This window comes from Streptomyces sp. NPDC031497 (genome assembly GCF_055580905.1).
In genome coordinates this window covers 336,583-356,518 of sequence record NZ_JBVIKO010000006.1, presented here as the reverse complement: position 1 = coordinate 356,518, position 19,936 = coordinate 336,583, and the positions used below count along the sequence as shown (strand labels likewise).

General features: G+C 69.6%; 20 protein-coding genes and 3 pseudogenes. 7 read left to right on the top strand and 16 right to left on the bottom strand.

Going from position 1 to position 19,936, the window contains the following annotated elements; all coding sequences use genetic code 11:
• Positions 1 to 171: 171 nt before the first annotated feature.
• From ACZ5K7_RS15460 to ACZ5K7_RS15450, 3 genes are read left to right on the top strand one after another with little or no spacing between them, the layout of a single operon-like run.
• Positions 172 to 696, top strand: a complete 525-nt coding sequence (locus ACZ5K7_RS15460; protein ID WP_351708620.1) for a PadR family transcriptional regulator — start codon at positions 172 to 174, stop codon at positions 694 to 696.
• Positions 693 to 1,382: an ABC transporter ATP-binding protein gene (locus ACZ5K7_RS15455; RefSeq protein WP_351708617.1), complete on the top strand. Its 690-nt coding sequence runs from the start codon at positions 693 to 695 to the stop codon at positions 1,380 to 1,382. The genes ACZ5K7_RS15460 and ACZ5K7_RS15455 overlap by 4 nt, the downstream gene beginning before the upstream one ends.
• Positions 1,379 to 3,727 carry an ABC transporter permease gene (locus tag ACZ5K7_RS15450; RefSeq protein WP_468913708.1) on the top strand — a complete coding sequence of 783 codons (2,349 nt, stop codon included), beginning with the start codon at positions 1,379 to 1,381 and terminating at the stop codon, positions 3,725 to 3,727. Before ACZ5K7_RS15455 ends, ACZ5K7_RS15450 begins: the two co-directional genes overlap by 4 nt.
• Before the next feature lie 4 nt (positions 3,728 to 3,731).
• Here the strand turns inward: ACZ5K7_RS15450 and ACZ5K7_RS15445 are convergent.
• Positions 3,732 to 4,019: pseudogene (locus ACZ5K7_RS15445) on the bottom strand (LysR substrate-binding domain-containing protein); the annotation flags it as partial.
• Between the two features lie 60 nt (positions 4,020 to 4,079).
• On the opposite strand from ACZ5K7_RS15445, the pseudogene ahpD reads away from it, so the two are divergent.
• A pseudogene (ahpD, locus tag ACZ5K7_RS15440) lies at positions 4,080 to 4,465 on the top strand (alkylhydroperoxidase, AhpD family); the annotation flags it as partial.
• Between the two features lie 31 nt (positions 4,466 to 4,496).
• Here ahpD and ACZ5K7_RS15435 read toward each other — a convergent pair.
• The 5 genes from ACZ5K7_RS15435 to ACZ5K7_RS15415 form a co-directional block, all read right to left on the bottom strand.
• On the bottom strand, positions 4,497 to 5,858 hold the full coding sequence (locus tag ACZ5K7_RS15435) for an AI-2E family transporter (protein WP_351708611.1): 1,362 nt from the start codon (positions 5,856 to 5,858) through the stop codon (positions 4,497 to 4,499).
• Positions 5,859 to 5,997: 139 nt separating this feature from the next.
• On the bottom strand, positions 5,998 to 6,699 hold the full coding sequence (locus tag ACZ5K7_RS15430) for an aggregation-promoting factor C-terminal-like domain-containing protein (RefSeq protein ID WP_450972169.1): 702 nt from the start codon (positions 6,697 to 6,699) through the stop codon (positions 5,998 to 6,000).
• 409 nt (positions 6,700 to 7,108) lie between these two features.
• Positions 7,109 to 8,434 carry a PhoH family protein gene (locus ACZ5K7_RS15425; RefSeq protein ID WP_351708605.1) on the bottom strand — a complete coding sequence of 442 codons (1,326 nt, stop codon included), beginning with the start codon at positions 8,432 to 8,434 and terminating at the stop codon, positions 7,109 to 7,111.
• Positions 8,435 to 8,843: 409 nt separating this feature from the next.
• Positions 8,844 to 9,617 carry an isoprenyl transferase gene (locus ACZ5K7_RS15420; protein WP_351708602.1) on the bottom strand — a complete coding sequence of 258 codons (774 nt, stop codon included), beginning with the start codon at positions 9,615 to 9,617 and terminating at the stop codon, positions 8,844 to 8,846.
• 1,053 nt (positions 9,618 to 10,670) lie between these two features.
• The gene (locus ACZ5K7_RS15415) at positions 10,671 to 11,528 is read right to left on the bottom strand and encodes a methyltransferase domain-containing protein (protein ID WP_468913704.1); all 858 of its coding nucleotides are present in this window, start codon (positions 11,526 to 11,528) and stop codon (positions 10,671 to 10,673) included.
• Between the two features lie 52 nt (positions 11,529 to 11,580).
• On the opposite strand from ACZ5K7_RS15415, the gene ACZ5K7_RS15410 reads away from it, so the two are divergent.
• Positions 11,581 to 12,099, top strand: coding sequence for a DinB family protein (locus ACZ5K7_RS15410; RefSeq protein ID WP_468913701.1), 519 nt, complete (start codon positions 11,581 to 11,583; stop codon positions 12,097 to 12,099).
• Positions 12,100 to 12,172: 73 nt separating this feature from the next.
• On the opposite strand, the gene ACZ5K7_RS15405 is transcribed toward ACZ5K7_RS15410, so the two are convergent.
• From ACZ5K7_RS15405 to ACZ5K7_RS15385, 5 genes are all read right to left on the bottom strand, one after another.
• Positions 12,173 to 13,051 (bottom strand): LLM class flavin-dependent oxidoreductase, encoded by an 879-nt coding sequence (locus ACZ5K7_RS15405; RefSeq protein WP_468913698.1) that lies wholly within the window; start codon positions 13,049 to 13,051, stop codon positions 12,173 to 12,175.
• 68 nt (positions 13,052 to 13,119) lie between these two features.
• Positions 13,120 to 13,779 (bottom strand): hypothetical protein, encoded by a 660-nt coding sequence (locus ACZ5K7_RS15400; protein WP_468913696.1) that lies wholly within the window; start codon positions 13,777 to 13,779, stop codon positions 13,120 to 13,122.
• A gap of 1 nt (position 13,780) precedes the next feature.
• Complete coding sequence (locus ACZ5K7_RS15395) at positions 13,781 to 14,389, bottom strand: hypothetical protein (RefSeq protein WP_351708587.1); 609 nt, start codon at positions 14,387 to 14,389, stop codon at positions 13,781 to 13,783.
• A gap of 17 nt (positions 14,390 to 14,406) precedes the next feature.
• The gene (locus ACZ5K7_RS15390) at positions 14,407 to 15,723 is read right to left on the bottom strand and encodes a hypothetical protein (RefSeq protein WP_468913693.1); all 1,317 of its coding nucleotides are present in this window, start codon (positions 15,721 to 15,723) and stop codon (positions 14,407 to 14,409) included.
• Positions 15,720 to 16,031 carry a hypothetical protein gene (locus tag ACZ5K7_RS15385; RefSeq protein ID WP_468913690.1) on the bottom strand — a complete coding sequence of 104 codons (312 nt, stop codon included), beginning with the start codon at positions 16,029 to 16,031 and terminating at the stop codon, positions 15,720 to 15,722. The genes ACZ5K7_RS15390 and ACZ5K7_RS15385 overlap by 4 nt, the downstream gene beginning before the upstream one ends.
• Before the next feature lie 281 nt (positions 16,032 to 16,312).
• Between ACZ5K7_RS15385 and ACZ5K7_RS15380 the strand changes: the two genes are divergently transcribed.
• Positions 16,313 to 16,675 (top strand): DUF192 domain-containing protein, encoded by a 363-nt coding sequence (locus tag ACZ5K7_RS15380; RefSeq protein ID WP_351708579.1) that lies wholly within the window; start codon positions 16,313 to 16,315, stop codon positions 16,673 to 16,675.
• Between the two features lie 141 nt (positions 16,676 to 16,816).
• Positions 16,817 to 16,975 (top strand): annotated as a pseudogene (locus tag ACZ5K7_RS15375) (Uma2 family endonuclease); the annotation flags it as partial.
• Between the two features lie 70 nt (positions 16,976 to 17,045).
• On the opposite strand, the gene ACZ5K7_RS15370 reads toward ACZ5K7_RS15375, so the two are convergent.
• From ACZ5K7_RS15370 to ACZ5K7_RS15350, 5 genes are all read right to left on the bottom strand, one after another.
• Positions 17,046 to 17,675, bottom strand: a complete 630-nt coding sequence (locus ACZ5K7_RS15370) for an OmpA family protein (RefSeq protein WP_468913687.1) — start codon at positions 17,673 to 17,675, stop codon at positions 17,046 to 17,048.
• Between the two features lie 7 nt (positions 17,676 to 17,682).
• Positions 17,683 to 18,267, bottom strand: a complete 585-nt coding sequence (locus ACZ5K7_RS15365) for a hypothetical protein (RefSeq protein ID WP_351708573.1) — start codon at positions 18,265 to 18,267, stop codon at positions 17,683 to 17,685.
• Positions 18,268 to 18,303: 36 nt separating this feature from the next.
• The gene (locus tag ACZ5K7_RS15360; RefSeq protein ID WP_468913684.1) at positions 18,304 to 18,888 is read right to left on the bottom strand and encodes a pilus assembly protein TadG-related protein; all 585 of its coding nucleotides are present in this window, start codon (positions 18,886 to 18,888) and stop codon (positions 18,304 to 18,306) included.
• Positions 18,888 to 19,073, bottom strand: coding sequence for a hypothetical protein (locus ACZ5K7_RS15355; RefSeq protein WP_351318768.1), 186 nt, complete (start codon positions 19,071 to 19,073; stop codon positions 18,888 to 18,890). Before ACZ5K7_RS15355 ends, ACZ5K7_RS15360 begins: the two co-directional genes overlap by 1 nt.
• A gap of 108 nt (positions 19,074 to 19,181) precedes the next feature.
• Positions 19,182 to 19,931, bottom strand: a complete 750-nt coding sequence (locus ACZ5K7_RS15350) for a response regulator (protein WP_468913681.1) — start codon at positions 19,929 to 19,931, stop codon at positions 19,182 to 19,184.
• Between the last annotated feature and the right edge of the window lie 5 nt (positions 19,932 to 19,936).

The window sequence follows — 19,936 nt, the reverse complement described above, 5'->3', positions numbered from 1 at the left end:
TGATACGAGGAACAGACTCCCGGGGCGGAGACGAGACAGGCCCGCGCGCCGTGACATCGCGCTGTCGCACAACCGTGACAATCGGCTCCCACGTGCGCGTTCACACACCCCGCCATGATCTACACACCGTGCGTATACATGCGGCGTATACACCGTGTGTAGAGTGCTGCCATGTCCATCGGTCACACCCTCCTGGGGCTCCTGGAGTCCGGCCCGCGCCACGGCTACGACCTGAAGCGGGCCTTCGACGAGAAGTTCGGTCACGACCGGCCGCTGCACTACGGCCAGGTCTACTCGACGATGTCGCGCCTGCTGAAGAACGGGCTCGTGGAAGTCGACGGCATCGAGGCCGGCGGCGGCCCCGAGCGCAAGCGGTACGCCATCACCGACGCCGGCGTCACCGACGTCGAGAAGTGGCTGGCGACTCCGGAGAAGCCGGAGGAGTACCTCCAGTCGACCCTGTACACCAAGGTCGTCCTCGCCCTGCTGACGCACCGGAACGCCGGTGACGTCCTCGACAGCCAGCGCTCCGAGCATCTGCGCAGCATGCGGATCCTCACCGACCGCAAGCGCCGGGGCGACCTCGCGGACCAGCTCGTCTGCGACCACGCCCTGTTCCATCTGGAGGCGGATCTGAGGTGGCTGGAGCTGACCGCCGCCCGCCTCGACAAGCTCCGCACGGAGGTGACCAAGTGACCGCTCCCGCTGGTTCGCTGCTCGCGGCCGAGGGGCTGCGCAAGGCCTACGGCCCCACGCTCGCGCTCGACGGGGCCGGGTTCTCGATACACCCGGGCGAGGTCGTCGCCGTGATGGGCCCGTCCGGCTCCGGCAAGTCGACCCTGCTGCACTGTCTCGCCGGGATCGTGCCGCCCGACTCGGGCTCGATCGTCTACGCGGGACGCGAGATGGCCACCATGAACGACACCGAGCGCAGCGCCCTGCGCCGCAGCGAGTTCGGCTTCGTCTTCCAGTTCGGCCAGCTGGTGCCCGAGTTGACCTGTGTGGAGAACGTGGCGCTGCCGCTGCGGCTGAACGGCACCTCCCGCAAGGAGGCCGAGAAGGCCGCGCTGGGCTGGATGGAGAAGCTGGAGGTCGACGACCTGAGGCGCAAGCGGCCCGGTGAGGTCTCCGGCGGCCAGGGGCAGCGGGTGGCGGTGGCCCGGGCCCTGGTGACCGAGCCCCGGGTGCTGTTCGCGGACGAGCCGACCGGCGCGCTGGACTCCCTCAACGGCGAGCGCGTGATGGAGCTGCTGACCGACGCTGCCCGCTCCACCAACGCGGCCGTCGTGCTCGTCACGCACGAGGCCCGGGTGGCCGCCTACTCGGACCGCGAGATCGTCGTACGCGACGGCAAGTCCCGGGACATGGAGCGGGTGGTATGAACGTCAGGCAGTGGCTCAGAGATCTGGCCATGGGGGTCCGGTTCGCCTTCGGGGGCGGCCGCGAGGGCTGGTTCCGGGCCACGCTGACGGCCGTCGGCGTGGGCCTGGGGGTGGCGCTGCTGCTGCTCACCACGGCCCTCCCGAACGCGCTGGCCGTGCGCCACCAGCGCGATGTGGCACGGGCGGACTACACGTACGTCTTCGGCCACCCCATGAAGGCCGGCGAGCAGACGTTCGTCATCGCGGACATCGACACCCCCTACCGCGGCGCCGACATCCGCGGCCGGATGATCCAGCGGGAGGGTGCGAAGGCGCCGGTGCCGCCCGGGCTCACCAAGTACCCGGCGCCCGGCGAGATGGCCGTCTCGCCCGCGCTGAAGCGGCTGCTGGACTCCCCCGACGGGGCGCTGCTGCGCGCCCGGCTGCCGTACCGGGTCACCGCCACCATCGCGGAGAGCGGACTGACCGGCTCCCAGGAACTCGCCTACTACGCGGGCTCCGCCGACCTCACGGCCCGCATCGACCCGCCGAACGTGGCCCGGATCGACCACTTCGGCAGCCCCAGGTCGCCGGACGCCGAGTCCGACCCGGTCCTCACCCTGCTGGTACTCGTGGTGTTCGTGGTACTGCTGATGCCGGTCGCCGTGTTCGTCGCGGCCGCCGTCCGCTTCGGCGGCGAGCGCCGCGACCGGCGGCTGGCCGCGCTGCGGCTGGTCGGCTCCGACGGCCGGATGGTACGGCGGATCGCGGCCGGCGAGGCGATGGCCGGCGCGCTGCTCGGCCTGGTCTTCGGCGTCGGCTTCTTCCTGGTCGGCCGCCAGTTGGCGGGCACCGCCGATGTGTTCGGCATCAGTGTGTTCCCGAGCTATCTGAACCCCTCCCCCGCACTGGCCGCGCTGGTGGCGGTCGCCGTCCCGGCGGCGGCCGTGCTGGTGACGCTGTTCGCGCTGCGCGGAGTGGTCATCGAGCCGCTCGGCGTGATGCGTACGGCGAAGCCCGCCCGCCGCCGACTGTGGTGGCGGCTCCTGCTCCCGGTGGCCGGTCTGGCGGCGCTCTACCCGATGGTCGGGCAGGGCCGCGGGGACGGCGACTTCAACCAGTACCTGGTCACCGGCGGCGTCCTGCTCCTGCTGGTCGGCATCACGGCGCTGCTGCCGTGGGTCGTGGAGACGGCCGTCGGCCGGCTCGGCCGGGGCGCGGTGGCCTGGCAACTGGCCGTCCGGCGGCTGCAGTTGAGCAGCGGTACGGCGGCCCGCATGGTCAACGGCATCGCGGTGGCGGTGGCCGGCGCGATCGCACTGCAGATGGTCTTCGCCGGTGTCCAGGCGGACTACACCAAGCAGACCACCAATGACCTCAACCGCGCGCAGATGTCGATCCAAGTACCGGACGGCGTCCCGGTGCCCGAGGTCGAGCGGGCCATGGCCGACACCAAGGGCGTGCTGAAGGTGGTCGCGATCGCCAACGACCAGGCCGGCGACGCGAAGAACGACCCGAGGCAGACCGCCGAGGTGAGCGTGGGAAGTTGCGCCTCGCTGCGCGAGGTGGCGACCCTGCCGTCCTGCCACGACGGTGACGCCTTCGTGGTGAAGGGCTCGGACACCGAGTCCGACACCACGAAGCTGCTGTCGACCGTGACGAAGCACGACCGGACGCTGTACCTCAACCCCTCCTACACCGGCGACGACCAGGGCTCCACGAGCCGCTGGACGGTACCGGCGGGGCTGAAGCAGGCGACGGCCCGCGAGGACCCCACCGGCTACAAGCGCGGCGGCTTCCTGCTCACCCCGGGGGCCTTGCCGGCCGGCGCCAGTACGTCGGTGCAGGGCGTGGTCTATCTGTCCATCGACTCCGCGGTGCGCGACGCCAACGAGTACGTGGTCAACACGGCGGTCCGGGTCGACCCGCTGATGCACGCGGAGGCGCTGACCTCGTTCGAGCGGGACGGCCAGTTCGACTCGATCCGCACCGGGCTGTTCGTCGGCGCCGCCGCCGTACTCGCGCTGATCGGCGCGAGCCTGCTGGTCAGCCAGCTCGAGCAGCTGCGCGAGCGCAAGAAGCTGCTGTCGGCGCTGGTCGCCTTCGGCACCCGGCGGCGCACCCTGAGCCTGTCGGTGCTGTGGCAGACGGCGATCCCGGTCGGGCTGGGCCTGCTGCTGGCCGGCGTGGTGGGACTGGCCCTGGGCACGGTGCTGCTGAAGATGGTCGGCTCCAAGGTGCGGGTCGACTGGCCGGGCGTGCTGGCGATGACCGGCTTCGGCGCGGTGGTGGTCCTGGCCGTGACGCTGCTGAGCCTGCCGCCGCTGCTGCGCCTGATGCGGCCGGACGGGCTGCGTACGGAGTAGGGGTCTACGAGTCGGCGCCGAGTACCCGGACGGGCAGCGGCCGCAGCGCCTCGCGCAACGCGGCCGCCAGCTCCCGGTACTCGGCGCCGCGTGCTGCCCCGGCGCGCATCGCCAGGGCGATCCGGCGGCTCGGGGCGGGCTCGGCGAAGGAGCCGGTGAGGAGCCGGTCGCTGCGGCTGGTCTCGACCCTGACGGCGGTGTGCGGCAGCAGGGTGCAGCCGAGCCCGCCGGCCACCAGCTGGACGCGGGTGGCCAGGCCGGCCGCCGTGGTGGTCACCGGCGCGCCCTCCCGTCGCCCGCCACCGCCCTCGACCGACGGGCTTCGCCCCGCCCCCTTGATTCCTCGGCCCGCCTGCGCGAGCTGGCTCCCGAGGCGAAGGCGAACCTGTCGCCGGAGGCCTACCGGGCCGCCAAGTCCGCGGCCGCGGTGATGGCGATGAACAACGTCTTCTACCGCACCCGCCATCTGCTCTCCGACCACGAGTACGGCACCCTGCGCGCGGGGCTGCGGATGAACGTCATCGGCAACCCCGGTGTCGACAAGGTCGACTTCGAGCTGTGGTCGTTCGCGGTGTCCGCGATCAACGGCTGCGGGATGTGCCTGGACTCGCACGAGCAGGTGCTGCGCAAGGCCGGGGTGAACCGTGAGGTGATCCAGGAGGCGTTCAAGATCGCTTCGGTGGTTCAGGCGGTGGGTGTGACGCGGAAGCGGAAGCCGTGCCGGCCGAGTTCGAGTAGGCGCCGTCGGCCCGTGGACCCCGCTCACCTCTCAGTGGGCGGCGTTCGCCGCGTTCCCGGACCCCGCTTCGGCCGGGACGACCTCGTCCTCGATCGCCTCGGATGCTGGGTCGGGCGGCTCTTCGCTCTCGTACCGCTCGTTCGAGTACTGGTGCAGATAGCTGACCACCGTGTTCGTCACCGCCACCAGCGGTACGGCCACCACCGCGCCGCCGATGCCCGCCACCAGGCCGCCGGCCGCGACCGTGAGGACCACCGCGAGCGGGTGGACGCGGACCGCGCGGCCGAGGATGAACGGCTGCAGGATGTGACCCTCGATCTGCTGGACGGCCAGCACGACGACCAGGGTCATGACCGCGGCGAAGACGCCCTGGGTGACGAGCGCGACCACCACTGCAAGGGCGCCCGAGGCGACCGCGCCGACCAGCGGGATGAAGGAGAACAGGAAGATGAAGACGGCGAGCGGGACGGCCATGGGAACGTCCAGGAAGTAGATGCCCAGGCCGATGAAGATGGCGTCGATGAGGGCGACCAGGACCGTGCCGCGGACGTAGGCGGTGAGGGTGCGCCAGGCGCGCGGGCCGGCGCCGGCCACGCCCTCGCGGGCCGCGCCGGGCACGAGCTTCAGGAACCACTGCCAGATGCGCGCACCGTCGTAGAGCAGGAAGAGCGTGGAGAAGAAGACCAGCAGGATGCCGGTCAGGGCCTCCACGACGACCTGGACGCCCTCCAGGCCGAACGAGGTGATCTGGTCGGTGTTGGCGCCGATCGCCTCGCGGAGGTTCTTGGCGATCTGGTTGATCTGTTTGTCGGTGACGTGGAAGGGGCTCTTCAGCAGCCAGTTGCGCAGGTCGTCGATGCCGTTCTGGACCTGGTCGGAGAGCGTGTCGATGTTCTCCATGACCTGCCAGGTCACGAACCAGCCCATCAGGCCGATCACCACGAAGCCGGAGATGGCGGTGAGCGCGGTGGCCGGGCCGCGGGGCATGCCGCGGCGGCACAGCCAGGCGACCGCGGGCTGGAGCAGGGCGGTGATGAGCAGCGCGATGACGAAGGCGAACACCACGAGTTGTACGGCGCTGATGACCCGCATCAGGATCCAGAGCGTGCCGGCCAGCACCAGCAGCCGCCAGCCGGCCTCGGCGGCGACCCGTACGCCCCAGGGGATGGCCGTCACGGGGTCGGGACGCGGTGCGGGCTTCCGGACGGGCCTGGGGGCGGCGGTGGCGGGGGCCGCCGGCGAGGGCTCGGGAGCGGGGGCCTGTGCGGGCCGTGCGGGCGGCTCCGGTTCGGTGTGCTCGCGCTCCACCTCCGCCCGGCGCTCGTCCAACCGCTCGCTCATCTCGCTCAGTCCGGCGCCGAGCCTGCCGAGCCACTCCGGCACTCGCGACATGATCCGCTCTCTTCCCCCGCGTCTCCGGGTGCTCCTCACCACTCCCCCCGGGAGTCGTTCGGTTTGACCGTACAGGGCGACAGCCCCTCCCCCTAGGACGGGGAGGGGCTGTCGAAGGTTGAGAGAAGCCGAGCGGCCTCTAGTACCAGCTGTTCGCCTGCCAGAACGACCAGGCCTCACAGGGGCTGCCGTACCGGGAGTTCATGTAGTTGAGGCCCCACTTGATCTGGGTGGCCGGGTTGGTCTGCCAGTCGGCGCCCACGGAGGACATCTTGGAGCCGGGCAGGGCCTGGAAGAGACCGTAGGCACCGGAGGAGGCGTTGACGGCCTGGTAGTTCCAGCCGGACTCGTGGCTCACGATGTTGCTGAAGCACTGGTACTGGCCGCTGGCCACCATCTGCTGCGCCATCGCCTGGATCTGCGCCACGGTGTACGAGCTCTGGACCGCGAAGGTGACAGAGGAACGGCTGGCCGCCTTCTTCGCCTCGGCGCGCTCCTTCGCTTCCTTCGCCGCCTGCTCGGCCTCGGCCTTCTTGGCGGTCGCGGTCTTGGCGGCCGCCACTCGGGCCGCCTGCTCGGCGTCCTTCTTGGCGGTCGCGTCGGCCTGGATGGCCACGGCGTCGGCCTGCTGCGTCAGGGACGCGGTCTGCACCGTTGCCTGCTGACCCGCGGGGATGTCCGCGAGCAGCGTGGTGTCGGCTGCCGTCGCCTCAGCGTCGTTGGGCTGCGCGACGCTGCCCGAGGCAACACCGACAACGCTTCCGACGGCGGTGACCGCGGTGGCCGAGGCCACTGCGAATCCCCGGACCGAAATCCGGCTCACACGGTTTCCTTCCAGCATCGTCCGCTTCGGTGACCCTGGCGGACGCAATCGTTCCCCTGACGCTGGCCTCCCAACTGCGGGGTCACGGGAGGCGCGGGCCCGATGGACGACTCCCCAGCGGGGAACGCCGTGTGGTGCTCGGGCGGCATACGACGTCGCTATGGAATTAGCTGTGATGCTTCTGTGTTGCCGTACCGCTGGGGGTACAGGTGTGTCGTATGCGGGGCCTGACAGGAGTGAGACTCTGCCGTAACCCGACGCCGGGTGGCAATTCCGAGTTGCGTGTGAAAGCTCACATCCCGTTTCCCCCAGGGGATTTCAGGAAAGCCGCACGCACGAAGGCGCCGCCCGGCTAGGCTCAACGCCTTTGCCGGACGGCGCCAACGGATGGGTAATCAGCCCAAGTTGGACACAGGGATCAGATGGATCAGATGTGTCCGTCCTCCAGCATTTCGGTCACAAGCGCGGCAATCTGGGACCTCTCGGACCGGGTGAGGGTGACATGCGCGAAGAGCGGGTGACCCTTCAGCTTCTCCACCACGGCGACCACACCGTCGTAACGGCCGACCCGGAGGTTGTCCCGCTGCGCCACGTCGTGGGTCAGAACCACCCGTGAATTCGCGCCGATCCGGGACAGAACGGTCAACAGGACGTTCCGTTCCAGCGACTGGGCCTCGTCGACGATCACGAACGCGTCGTGCAGGGAGCGGCCGCGGATGTGGGTGAGCGGCAGCACCTCCAGCATCCCGCGCGCGGTGACCTCCTCGATGACCTCGCGGCTGGTGACCGCCGAGAGGGTGTCGAAGACCGCCTGCGCCCAGGGGCTCATCTTCTCCGACTCGGAGCCGGGCAGATAGCCCAGCTCCTGGCCGCCGACCGCGTACAGCGGACGGAAGACCATCACCTTCTTGTGCTGGCGGCGCTCCAGGACCGCCTCCAGACCCGCGCACAGCGCCAGCGCCGACTTGCCGGTGCCGGCCCGGCCGCCCATCGACACGATCCCGACGTCCGGGTCGAGCAGCAGATCGAGCGCGATGCGCTGTTCGGCGCTGCGGCCCTTGATGCCGAACGCCTCCCGATCGCCGCGTACCACACGGACGTTGCCCTCGGCCGTCACCCGTCCGAGTGCCTTGCCGCGCTCGGACTGGATGGTCAGGCCAGTGTGCACAGGGAGGTCGGAGGCCTCCGGGACGTACACGTGCCCTTCCTCGAAGAGGAGGTCCACCTGCTCGCCGGAGAGCGTCAGTTCGGACATTCCGGTCCAGCCGGAGGCGCCCGTGATGGCGAGTTCGGCGCGGTACTCCTCGGCGAGGAGGCCGACCGACGACGCCTTGATCCTGAGCGGGAGGTCCTTCGAGACGACGGTGACGTCATACCCCTCGGCCTGCAGGTTGCGGGCGACCGCGAGGATGCGGGAGTCGTTGTCCCCCAGGCGGTAGCCGCTGGGCAGGACGCTGGGGTCCGAGTGATTGAGCTCGACACGGATCGTGCCGCCGAGGTCCCCGATCGGGATGGGGGCGTCCAGACGGCCGTGCCGGACCCGGTAGTCGTCGAGCAGGCGCAGGGCCTGCCGGGCGAAGTAGCCGAGTTCGGGATGGTGCCGTTTGGCCTCCAGTTCCGTGACCACGACGATCGGGAGCACGACCTCGTGCTCGTCGAAGCGGGCCATGGCGTTCGGGTCGGCCAGCAGGACGCTGGTGTCGAGAACATAGGTGCGCCGGTCGGACTTGCGGCGCGTTGTGCTGGTCACCACGGAAGGACGTACCCCCTCGGATGAGGTCGGGGAGCGACGAAGAGGAGCTGGACCGGTTGACGGCCACCCTGCACGGGCCGAAAACCGGCCCCCCGCTGCTTCTTCCGTGCCGTGACCGCACGGTCGGGCTGGTGCAAAGGGCCTCCCGGGCGGACGACCCCGAGTCGCCCGCTGAGATCCGATGCCCGTGGTTCGGGCATCGACCTGCTTGCCTTATGCCCTCGAACATGCGCCGCCATGCCACGGTCTGCAACGACGCGCAGGTGAACTCCGTGTTACTGGCGCCCTGAAATGGGTGATTTACGCCTCACGGGTGCGGTGGGGTCATCCACCGTAGCGAGGGGGTTATCCAGCGTGGCGACGGTGACGGGGGACGTATGCCGTGTTCGCGTCCACCGTCACGATCACGTCACCCGCCGTAGCGGCGGTGGCGGGCCGCGTAGTCACGCAGGGCGCGCAGGAAGTCGACCTTGCGGAACGCGGGCCAGAAGACCTCGCAGAAGTAGTACTCGGCGTGCGCGGTCTGCCAGAGCATGAATCCGGACAGCCGCTGCTCACCGCTGGTGCGGATCACCAGGTCCGGGTCGGGCTGGGCGCCGGTGTAGAGGTGACGGCCGATCATGTCGACGGTGACGGAGTCGGCGAGGTCCTCCATCGCGACGCCCTTGTCGTTGGCGTCCAGAATCATCGAGCGGACGGCGTCGGCGATCTCCTGGCGGCCGCCGTAGCCGATGGCGACGTTCACCAGTATTCCCTCGACGTGCGCGGTGGCCTCCTCGGCCTCCTTGAGCGCGGTCTGCATCGGGGAGGGCAGGAGGTCGGGGGTGCCGACGTGGTGGACGCGCCAGCGGCCGTCGGCGGCGAGGGTGCGGACGACGTCCTCGATGATGCCGAGGAGGGGGACCAGTTCCTCCTTGGCGCGGTCGAAGTTGTCCGTGGACAGCAGCCAGAGGGTGACGACCTCGACATCGGTCTCGGAGCACCAGCCGAGGAACTCCTCGATCTTCTCGGCGCCGGCCCGGTGGCCGTGCACGGTGCTGGATCCGGCGGCCTTCGCCCAGCGGCGGTTGCCGTCCATGATGACGCCGATGTGCTTGGGCACCTGAGCGTGGTCCAGGTGACCTTCCACCCGGCGTGCGTAGAGCCTGACGAGCAGGCCGCGCAGCTTGTCGCGCAGGTTCACTTGAGTCCACCCCTCGTGTCTCGCTGCGGGGTTCCGCGGGCCGAAGCCTACCCCTCCGGGAGTCGAGGGGGGCGCGGTGGGCACGGCGCCCAAGGGGGCTGGGGGGCCTGTGCGGCCCGGCGAGTGCGGGTGCGTCGGGGCTGGTCGCACGGCACCCCGGGGCCCTTCGGGACGCCGGGAGTGAGGGCGCTTGAAAAGTCGGTGAAAAAAGGGGGCGGGCGTGGGCGGAGGCGGGGGGGCGGGCCGAAGCCGGGGGTGGTCGGGGGGCAGGGAAGCCGGGGGGGGCGGCCGTGGGCGGAAACCGGGGGGCGGCCGTGGGTGAAAGCCGGGGGGTGCGGGCGTCGACGGAAGCTGGGCGGCCGTGGGTGGAGCAATGGGCCGGTCCGCGGGCAAAAAAACGGGCCGGTCCGTGGGGGGGAGACGGACCGGCCCGAGGGGGGGTTTCCACCATAACCCTTTGTAAGTGATGCTGCGTGCATCGGCGTGCCACAACTACTCTCCGGAGTCGCCCGACAACGCCCCGATGGGCCTGGAACGCTGGATTCAAGGGCCTCGCATGGCCGATTCACGGCGGAATCCCAGGAAAACTGGTCACATTCGGGGAGATCAAGAGGGTTTGGGCCGTCTCGGGGACGCCTCGGCAAGTCGTTCACCCGTCCCCCCGATGGGCTACCCCGGCTGCGAACGACGGCTTGACGGGAGCCAGTGGGGCATTACGGCACCGCGCAGCCCCCTCCACCGCGCGGTGCCGCCCGCGCAGCTTTGCTCGCGCGAATTACCTTGGTCTGAACTTACGTGAGCCAGCAGGTTGATACAGGGCGCTGGAGGTAACGATGTGAAAACTCTGTGGAAATGAGAGGTGAACAGAGAGGCTGGATGTTCACTTATGCGTAGATCCATGAACCAAGATGCGGCTTGACCCTATTGGGCCTGGAGTGTCACGACATAGAACATGATGATCACTGAGGTCCGCCCGGTACCGCCTGGACGTCCGGAGGCTCGAACGGCAGTTCTTGGCCATTCTTCGGCACCTGGCATTCCAAGGGCGGTGGATCACGCCCGGCGCCCCGGCTTGCGGGCATCGAAGAGATGCCGGGTGCTGTGCGCCACGAAGGGTCCCTCCGCCTCGATCCGCCGGTGCAGGGCCCGGAGTCGGGGCTCGTACTCCCGGACCGTGAAGCCGGGGACCATCCATACGACCTTCCGCAGGAAGTGCACGACGGCGGCGATGTCGTAGAACTCCATCCGCAGCCGTTCGGCCCGCAGGTCCACGACCTCCAGCCCGGCCGCCTCCGCCCCGGCGCGCTCCCGGTCGGGGTGGCGCCCGCTCCGGACCGCCTCGGGCTGCGGCCCGAGGAAGTACTCCACCAGTTCGAAGGCGCTGGCGGGTCCGACGTGCTGGGCGAAGTAGGTGCCGCCGGGGCGCAGCACGCGCGCGATCTCGGACCAGTGGGGCCGCACCGGGTGCCGGCTGAGGACCAGGTCGAAGGTCGCGTCGGCGAACGGCAGCGGGGCGTCGTCGGGCGAGGCGACGACCACGACACCGCGCGCACCCAGCAGGTCGCTCGCCTTGCGAACGTTCGGCGGCCAGCCCTCGGTGGCGACGACCATCCGCGACGCGCGGGCGGGGGTGAGGGTAGGGGTGGGGCCAGGGATCGTTTGGACGGAACGCTCCTGCTCCGCCGTGTCGAGGGCGAAGTCGAGTGCCTCGCCGCCGCCGGTCTGGATGTCGAGGACGGCGGTGGCGCGGGCCAGCCGTCCGCCGGCGGCGAGGGCATAGCCCCAGGAGGGGCGCGCCTCGGTGGCCCGGCCCTCGAACCAGGAGAAGTCCCAGCCCTCCGTCGGCGCGGCGGCCCCCTCGGCGACGAGGTCCTCGAAGGACTCGAAGATGCGATGCGAGTGCTCTGGCATGGCCCGCATGATTCCAACGGGTTGTCAGTGCCCGCTGCTATTTTCGCCCACCATGACGACTGACGACACGTACACCGCTGGTGAGAAGGACATCCTGCACGCGAGCCTGGACCGGCACCGGGACGCGGTGCTGTGGAAGCTGGAGGGTCTCGACGACGAACAGCTGCGCCGCCCTATGACCCCGTCCGGGACGAACCTGCTGGGGCTGGTGAAGCACCTGGCGTCCGTGGAGTACGGCTGGTTCGTGTCGAGCTTCGGCGGCGAGATCGAGCCCCTGTGGTTCGACCCGTACGCGGACGAGGACCTGTCGGTCGGCCCCGGCGAGACGACCCAGCAGATCATCGACTTCTACGGCCGTGCGCGCGCCGCGTCCGACGCGATGATCACGGCGCGGCCCCTGGACACGCTGGGCCGGCCGGACTGGTGGGACCAGGCGGTCTCGCTGCGCTGGGTGCTGGTCCACATGATCGAGGAGACCGCCCGGCACGCCGGGCACATCGACATCCTGCGGGAGCTGGTCGACGGGGCGGCGGGCGACCACCGGCGGAAGGCGCCCACGGACACCGACTGACCGGACCGCCCGGCATCCGCAAACACCGCACCGACGGCTCACGGCTCACGGCTCAGGGCCTACGGGTCACGGCTCACGGCACCAGTGGCCGGACCTCCTCGGCGGTGAACCGTACGAAGCCCTCGGGGTCGGGTTCGTCCCCCGTCGGCTGGAGGATGACGGTGTCCGCGCCAGCCTCCGTGAGCCGCCGCACCGCTTTGGCGACGGCACCGGCGTCTCCGGCGACACCGAGGTCGGGGACCGACCCCAGGCCCTCGGCGGCGAGTTCGGCCCGGAGCCGGGCGGCCGCGTCGGCCCCGGTGGCGGTGAGGAGATAGACGACGACCTGGTGCGGCTCGTCAGCGCCCCGCCCGGCGGCCGCCCGCCCCTCCTCGATGAGCCGCCGGGCCCGGCGGACGCCGTCGGGCGGGGTGGCCGCGGTGAGGATCGTCCCGTCGGCGGCCTCGCCGCTGAGGTGGAGCGTGCGGGGGCCTTCGGCTCCGGCGAGGATCCGGACGGGCTCGGTGGGCGGCCAGTCGAGCGCGACGTCGTCGAGCCGGACGTACCGCCCGTCGACGGTGAGCCGCTCCCCGCGCAACAGCGCGCGCAGGGCGCCGAGATGCTCGCGCAGCAGGGTCAGCGGGGACTCGGCACGGGCGCCGACCTGGCCCATCCAGTCCTGCACGCCGTGGCCGACGCCGAGGATCGCGCGCCCCGGGAACATCCGGTGCAGCGCGGCGGCCTCCATCGCGGTGATGGCGACGTTCCGCAACGGCACGGGCAACAGCCCGACACCGACCCGCACCTGCTCCGACCAGGCGAGGGCAGCGGCGGCGGTGGAGATCCCGCCCTCCCGGAAACAGTCCTCCCACAGCCACAACTCCTCCAACCCGACCTCATCCGCAAGCCGAACCACGGCACGGAGTCGCTCGGGGGGCAGCTGGGGGCGGAATACGGCGCCTAGTGCGGTCATGGGGGATGTCCTACCCGGGGCCGGGGGCCGTCACAACTGATTTGCCACGCTGCCGAGGCAGATGACGGTCAGGAGCCGACCGAATCAGGGTCCGGCACCCGGACCCCGGCACGCCGGGCAAGTGCGAGGGCCTGGGATCCGGCTCCGTGGCCGTCCACGGGGATCCCCGGGTTGTAGCTCGGACGCTGATGGATCACGTAGAGGCGGCGTGGGCCCGAGACAGCGATCACCGCGGCGAAACGGGGGTCACCGGCGAACCAGATCTCCCGTACCTGCGCCTTCCGCTCGTCCTTGGCGCGCTTCCCGAGGCGTCCGCCCCACCAGATGGAGCGCACATGCGAGTGCATCACCATCGTCACCTGCTGATCCGGCACTTCGGGGTTGGGGAACCTCAGCCAGGCATAGCCATTGCCCACACCAGGGAGGTTACCGATCCCGCTCTCCGGGGCCTCGTACACGTGCCAGGGGTACTGCCGCAGAAGACGCCGGGTACGAAAGGCCCCCCGCCAGTAGGCCCATTGGAGGAACGTTCGGTAGAACGCGTAGGCCATCGGGACGAAGAAGAGCCACAACGTCCAAGTGATCGACATGGACACGTACCACGCCAGCAGCCCCAGCCAGACCGCGGGCCACAGCAGCTGGCCGAAGGCGGCGGAGATCAGCAGCTTCGTCCAGGCACGGCGGGTCGCCGGGTCGTCCCAGGCCGTGGGATGGCGCATGGCGGGCATGTCAGTCCTTGTCGGATACATCGTCGGATACTTCCGAAAGCGGGTTCTCGAAACTGACCGTACCTGCGATGTCCGTGAGCAGTGCACGGTAGTGCCGCGCCCGCTCGACAGTCGTCGCGGCCAGCGAAAGAAGCGCGATGCGCTCACCGTCCGGGCATGGCACGTAGACCGTGATCTGGAGTAGTTCGGACGGGGCGCCGAGGCCCAGTTCCGATGGCGCGATCAAGCGCGTTTGGACAAGCGAGGCCGGGCCGCACGGCAGGTCCAGAATCTCGATGTGCTCTGGCCGCTCCGCTCCGGCGGCGGCGCGGGCCGCGAGGACACTGCGTGGGGCCCAGTCGGCGCGCCGCCAGGCAAGCATGAAGAAGGACATCAGCGGACCGCCATCCCCCTCGTCATCGGCGTGCAGACCCAGGCAACAGTGCACCGTTCCGGCTTCCAGGAGCAGCGCTGCCAGCCGGAGCACCGGATCGAGGCCGGCGAAGCGACCCGCCGTCTGCTCCCGTTCGCGCCCGGCCGCAGCCAGTTCCTGGAGAGGCAGCGGAACGAATCCCGGGGGCAACGCGAACCAGATGTCGGCGTCCTCGCTCCGCGCCGAGTCATCGATCACGTAAGAGGGAGCACTTCTCATGACGCTTCACCAGCGCCGCGCAGCAGGAAGTGGAGGGCGCCCACGGTCGCCGGAACGTCGACGCCCAGAGTTCTGGGTCCGTCGAGGAGGTTGCCGACCGTCTTGGCCGCGTCGTCGTCCAAGGTGTCGACAAAGCTGCTCGTCACACCGTAGACAGCCGTTCCGGCGCCCAAGATCGTCGCCGGCTTGTCGATCTTCTCCACGATCGGCGCCAGCCGGCCACCGAACACCCTTGGATGGGCCAGCAGGCTCGCGGCCCCGCCGGCTGCGCAGGCCTCTGACCTGATCGTGGTCCCGACGGCCTTGAGTGAAGTTCCGACATTGGTGCCGGCCCGCGCCAGCTTCTGCCCGAGTGTCAGTACCTCTTCGCCCTCTCCCACCAGCGACAGCAGTTCCCCGGACTCGCCCACTGTGCGAAGCCCGAGGTAACTGCCTTTGGCCACCACCCCGAGCCCCGGCAGCATCCCCAGAAAGTCCCCCGCGACCCCCAGCAGATTGCCCCAGAAGTCGACATCCAGCTCGCCCTTCGTGAAGCCGTCCTCCAAGGACGCCAGGATCTCGGGGTCGCTGACGCGCAGGCTGAAGGCCAGTCCGCTGAGCAGTCCGGCCGCCAGGAACAGCATCCACGGGGCGATGGCCGTGAGGCCCAGCAGCGCGATCACGCCCAGCACGGCAGCGCACGCGCTGAGAATGTCCGGGAGGTTGTCATCCAGCCAGTCCGTGAACTTGTCCCACGCGTTCGGCTCGTGCGGCGCCAGTTTGTGCGTGGCGTCGCCGATGCGCCGGGCCCGCTTGCGGGCGGTCTCCTCGTGTTCACTCGCGAGGGATCGGGCCCGCCTCAGTACGGCGTCCAGGTCGTCCTGCGCCGCCGTGACCCCGCTGTTCGAGCCGGCCTCCCCCTGAGCCTTGCCCGCGCCCGAAGTCTCCGAGGTCTTCTGCGCCTCGTCCGCGTGACCCTGAGCACGCCGCAGCGCCTCGCGGGCGTCCTTGGCCTCACCGTCGAGTTTCTTCGCGCGCCGCTGGAACTCCTCCAACTCCCCGGCCCACAGCTCCAGCTGCTCCGCGGCCTTGTCGACGGAGTGGGCGCCGTTCTTCAGGTTGAGCGGCAGCGGGCCGCCCTCCAGCTGCTCGCGGAACGCGACGGCCGCGTCGCCCTCCCAGTAGCTGCCGTTCATGAGCTTGGTGACCTTGGAGTGCGCCTTCTCCATCTCCTTCGCGCAGCCGGACAGCCTGCGGTGGATGTCGTGCACCAGATCCGTGCTGCCGGGAGCGGGGTTGAAGCCGAGATGCGGGTAGGGATTCGTGACCGTCACTTGTTCCCGCTCTTCCGCCTCGCCTTTTCCAACGCCTTCTCCAGGGCCACGTCCACCTCGTGAAAGTCGTCCTTGGCCTTCTTCGTGAGGTCCGTGAGCTCTCCGATCTGCCCGGCGATCTCCTTTGCCCCGTAGTGCCAGTCCTCCTGGAACCGGTCACAGGCCTTGTCCAGATCGTCCGTGCCCAGGCCGTTGACGCCCGGGGTGTGCAATACCTTCTGCAGGGCGGTGAACGACTCCTGTGCTTTCTTCAAGTCCTTGAAGAACATGTCGAGTTCCGTACCGTCGATCTTCAGCCGCTCAGCCATGCGGATGCCTCGTTACGGTGAAGGAGCCGGGCAGGGCGATGCACTTGCGGACTCCAGGTGGGGCCAGAGGTCTCTTGATCCTGACGACGATATCCACGGGACGTGGGCGCCACTGGGTGCGGACCTGGCGGGCTGGGGACGACTGAGCGAGCCGGTATACCTGTTCTGAGGCGAAATTCCGGTCCATGTGGCGCACTTGAGCACTGCCGCAAGCATCACTCGTCCGTGTTGCGGATACGGTCGCTTCGGGGAACCGCTGGGGGACGAGCGAGAGGCAGGCCATGAGGCGCTGGCGGGACGGGCGAGGAACGTTGGTCATCCATGGCAGCGAGGAACCGGTCATCGTCCCGCTGGAGATCGCCACGTCCTATCGCGCCCGCTCGAAGGGCCTGTTGGGGCGTGATGGGCTCGACGGCGCGATTCTGCTCTCCCCTGCCAACAGCATCCACACGTTCCGGATGCGGATGTCGATCGACGTCGCGTACCTGGACCGGCGTCTGACCGTCATCGCCGTACGCACCATGCCGCCGGGGCGCCTCGGTCTGCCACGTCTGCGGTCCCGGCATGTGCTGGAGGCGGAGGCCGGGACCATGGCGGGGTGGGGTGTGGAGGTGGGGGCACGGGTGAGCGTCGAGGCGGAGTAGCCGCCCACTCGGCGCGGACCACCCTATCCAGCAGGCCCGGGTTCACGCCTGCACCTCGCCCGTCACTCATCGTGATGGCAGGCGTCGATTCCGCCGGTTACGGTGACAGGCAGGCCGAGAATCCCGCCCATGGGAGGAATCATGACCGCCGAGCCCCTCGCCGAGCCGAACGCCGTGCCCGGCGGCCGCTGGCCGGTGCCGCCCCGGGACGGATACACCGTGGACGACCTGTTCACGTTGCCCGACCTCCCGCCGCACACCGAGCTGATCGACGGGAACCTGGTCTTCGAGAGCCCGCAGCACGTCGACATCTCGTCGGACGCGCTCCAGGAACTGTGACCGCGCCCGGCCGCAGGGGCACCGACGTCGCTCAGCCCCCTGTTCTCGGGAACGTCACCTCCACGCGACGGTTCTTCTTGCGGCCCTCCTCCGTGGAGTTGTCGGCGATCGGGTACTGCTCGCCGTAGCCGCGGACGTCGAAGGTGATGTTCGGGTCGTTCAGGTCCTGGTCCAGGACGCCCTGTACGGCGTTGGCGCGCTGGCGGGAGAGGACGTCTCCGTGGGCCGAGGAGCCCAGGTTGTCCGTGAAGCCGAAGACGCGCACCTGGGTGGCGTTCTGCTTCCTGATCTCCTCCGCGATCGCATCGATCCGCGCCTTCGCCGCCGCGCTCAGCTTGGAGCTGTCCTTGCTGAACAGCACCTCGGCCTGGAGGGCGAACGTCACGTCCGTGTTGGTGTCCGTACGGCGCTCGTCACCGCTCTGGTCCTCGACGACCGACTTGATGTCCAGCACCTTGGGATCGGCGAGGGTGGCGCCTTCGGGGAGCTTGAGGTCGGGGTCCGTCGGGTCGATCTTCACGGGCGCGCTGGCGGAGGGCTCGGTGCCCGGGGGGACGCTCGGGTCGCCGCCGTCGGCACGGGCGGCCGTCGCGCCGTGGAGATTCGTGACCAGCAGGAGCGTGGCGGCGCCCAGGGTCAGCGGGAGGCGTGGTGTGGTCACGTCGGCCTCACCCGGAGATCTGGATCGTGCCGCTGGCGAAGGTGGGGAGTTGGAGGGTGACCTCGGTGGTGTCGGCGGGTGGGGCGGGGAACTGCATGAAGACGGGGACGGTCTGGCCGGCGTCGACGTTGGTGATGCCGATGCTGGTGAGCGGCCGGCCGTCCGTGTCGCGTAGGACGTAATAGCGCTTCTTGCCCTTGGAGTCGACCAGGGTGGCCCCGCCGAAGGAGAAGCCGTGCCTGGTGATCTCTGTTTCGTCACCGCTGACCTGAGCGGGGATGACGACGGATTCGGCACCGTCGTTCTTGAGGGTGCCGTTCACCGTGACGAACCCGCCCGAGTCCCGCTGAGCGGACGTGACCTGAAGGAGCAGACCGTCCGTCCCCCTGAGTTCGGCGATCGGCGCCTGGGACTCGCCCTCCTGAGCACTCGGGTTCGATCCGCCGCTCTTGGACGCGGAGGCCGACGCCTGGGGCTTGTCCGCCTTGTCGTCGCCTCCGCCGCCGCAGCCGGCGACCCCCACCGCAAGGCCCGTCGCGACCATCAACGCGACCGCCCCCCTGCGGGCCTTCGCAGTGAACCGCATGCTCATCGTTCCCGCCTCCTTCTTCGCTCGTCGATTCGCTTGTCAGTCGGCCAGGTAGACGTCGAAGAGGTCTTCGGGGCCCGGCAGACTGGTCGGATCGGTCGGGTCCAGCTTCCACTTCCGGCCGCCCTCGCAGGTGAGTTCGGGCAGGCCGCCGTCGTCACCGGCAGGCGGGAACGTGCAGAGCGACTTGATCACGGCCGTGGCGTACGCCGTCGACTTCAGACTCTCGGTGCCGGGCACGACGGAGTCGCCCACGGTCTTGTTCGTCTTGGCCCTGACCTTGAAGCTCAGCGGAGGTCCGGGCAGGCACTGTGCCTCCGCGTAGTTCTGGGCCGCCAGTTGCTGGGCGGGCCAGCACGAAGGTGGGACGTTCACCCTGCCCTCGAAGATGTCCAGCCACTTGGTCGGGTCGCTTACGTCCTGCACCCACTGGTCCGCGAGCTCTTTACGCGTGTTCATGGCCTCGGCGAGCGCCGCCGCGTCGGCGGCCGTCTGGGCACCGTTCCGGTTCACCGCGGCCTGGCCGACCGCGAGGTACGCGAACGCGAGAAAGAGCAGGCCCCCCGCTACCGTGATGTAGATGGGGAAGGCCTGCCCTGAGTCGCCGTAACGGCGGAGACGCATCACACGATCTTGTTGATTTGCGCAGTGATCTTGGTGAGGATCGTCTGGCCGATGCTGGTACCCGTGACCGCCAGCACGATCGCCACCACCACCGCGATGATCCCCAGATACTCGACCGCGGTCTGCCCCCGGTCGTCGGCGCGGCGCTGCAGCGCGACAAGCATCCTCAGCATCCGGTCGCTCATGGTGCTCCCCTCCCGGTTCGGTTCCGATCCTCGCACCGTACGGCGGAACATACCCATCCGCGGAGGGTCCCAGGACCCAAATCCGGACCCAGTTCACCCTGTTCATCCTCATGACACCCCCAGCCACTTGGCCGTCGCCTGGGCGCGGGTGGTGGTGTGGAGCTTGGCGAAGATGCGGTTGATGTGGTTCTTGACCGTCTTCTCGCTGATGAAACAGACGGCGGCGATCTGCTGGTTGGTCATGCCGGACGCGATGAGGTCCATGATCTCCGCCTCCCTGCCGCTCAGTTGAAACCGGGACTTCGACGACTGTCCCACAGTGGATTGCAGTTGCGAAAGCCCTTTGGGTGGAAAATGTGTTGGGAGGGCGCGTAGTTCGGATTTCACGTGTGCAGTTGCATGGCCTCTGATATGGGCCAGCAACGCGTTCGTGGCGGTCGGTGTGAAGTGCGGCCGGCCGCCGCCCACGTCCCGTACCGCCTGCGTCAGCTGTGCCGTCGTGAACTCGCCGTGGACCAGGTAGCCCCCCGCGCCCAGGCGTACGGCCTCCTGCACGATCTCCGTCTCGTCGCTGTACGTCAGCATCATGACCGGGGCCAGGCGCACCAGGTGCGGCAGCGCGGCCATGCCGTCGACCCCGGGCATGCGGACGTCGAGGAGGATGACGTCGGGACGGAGGCGCAGGGCCGCCTCGTAGGCCGCGCGGCCGTCGTCGGCCTCCGCCACCACCGTGAGGTCGTCCGGCGCGGAGAGGACCGCCGTCAGGCCCGCGCGGATCACCGGGTTGTCGTCGGCCACCAGGACGCGCAGGGGCGGGGGCGGGGGCTCTTCGCCCTCCGGGAAGGGGTGTTGCGACATCTGGG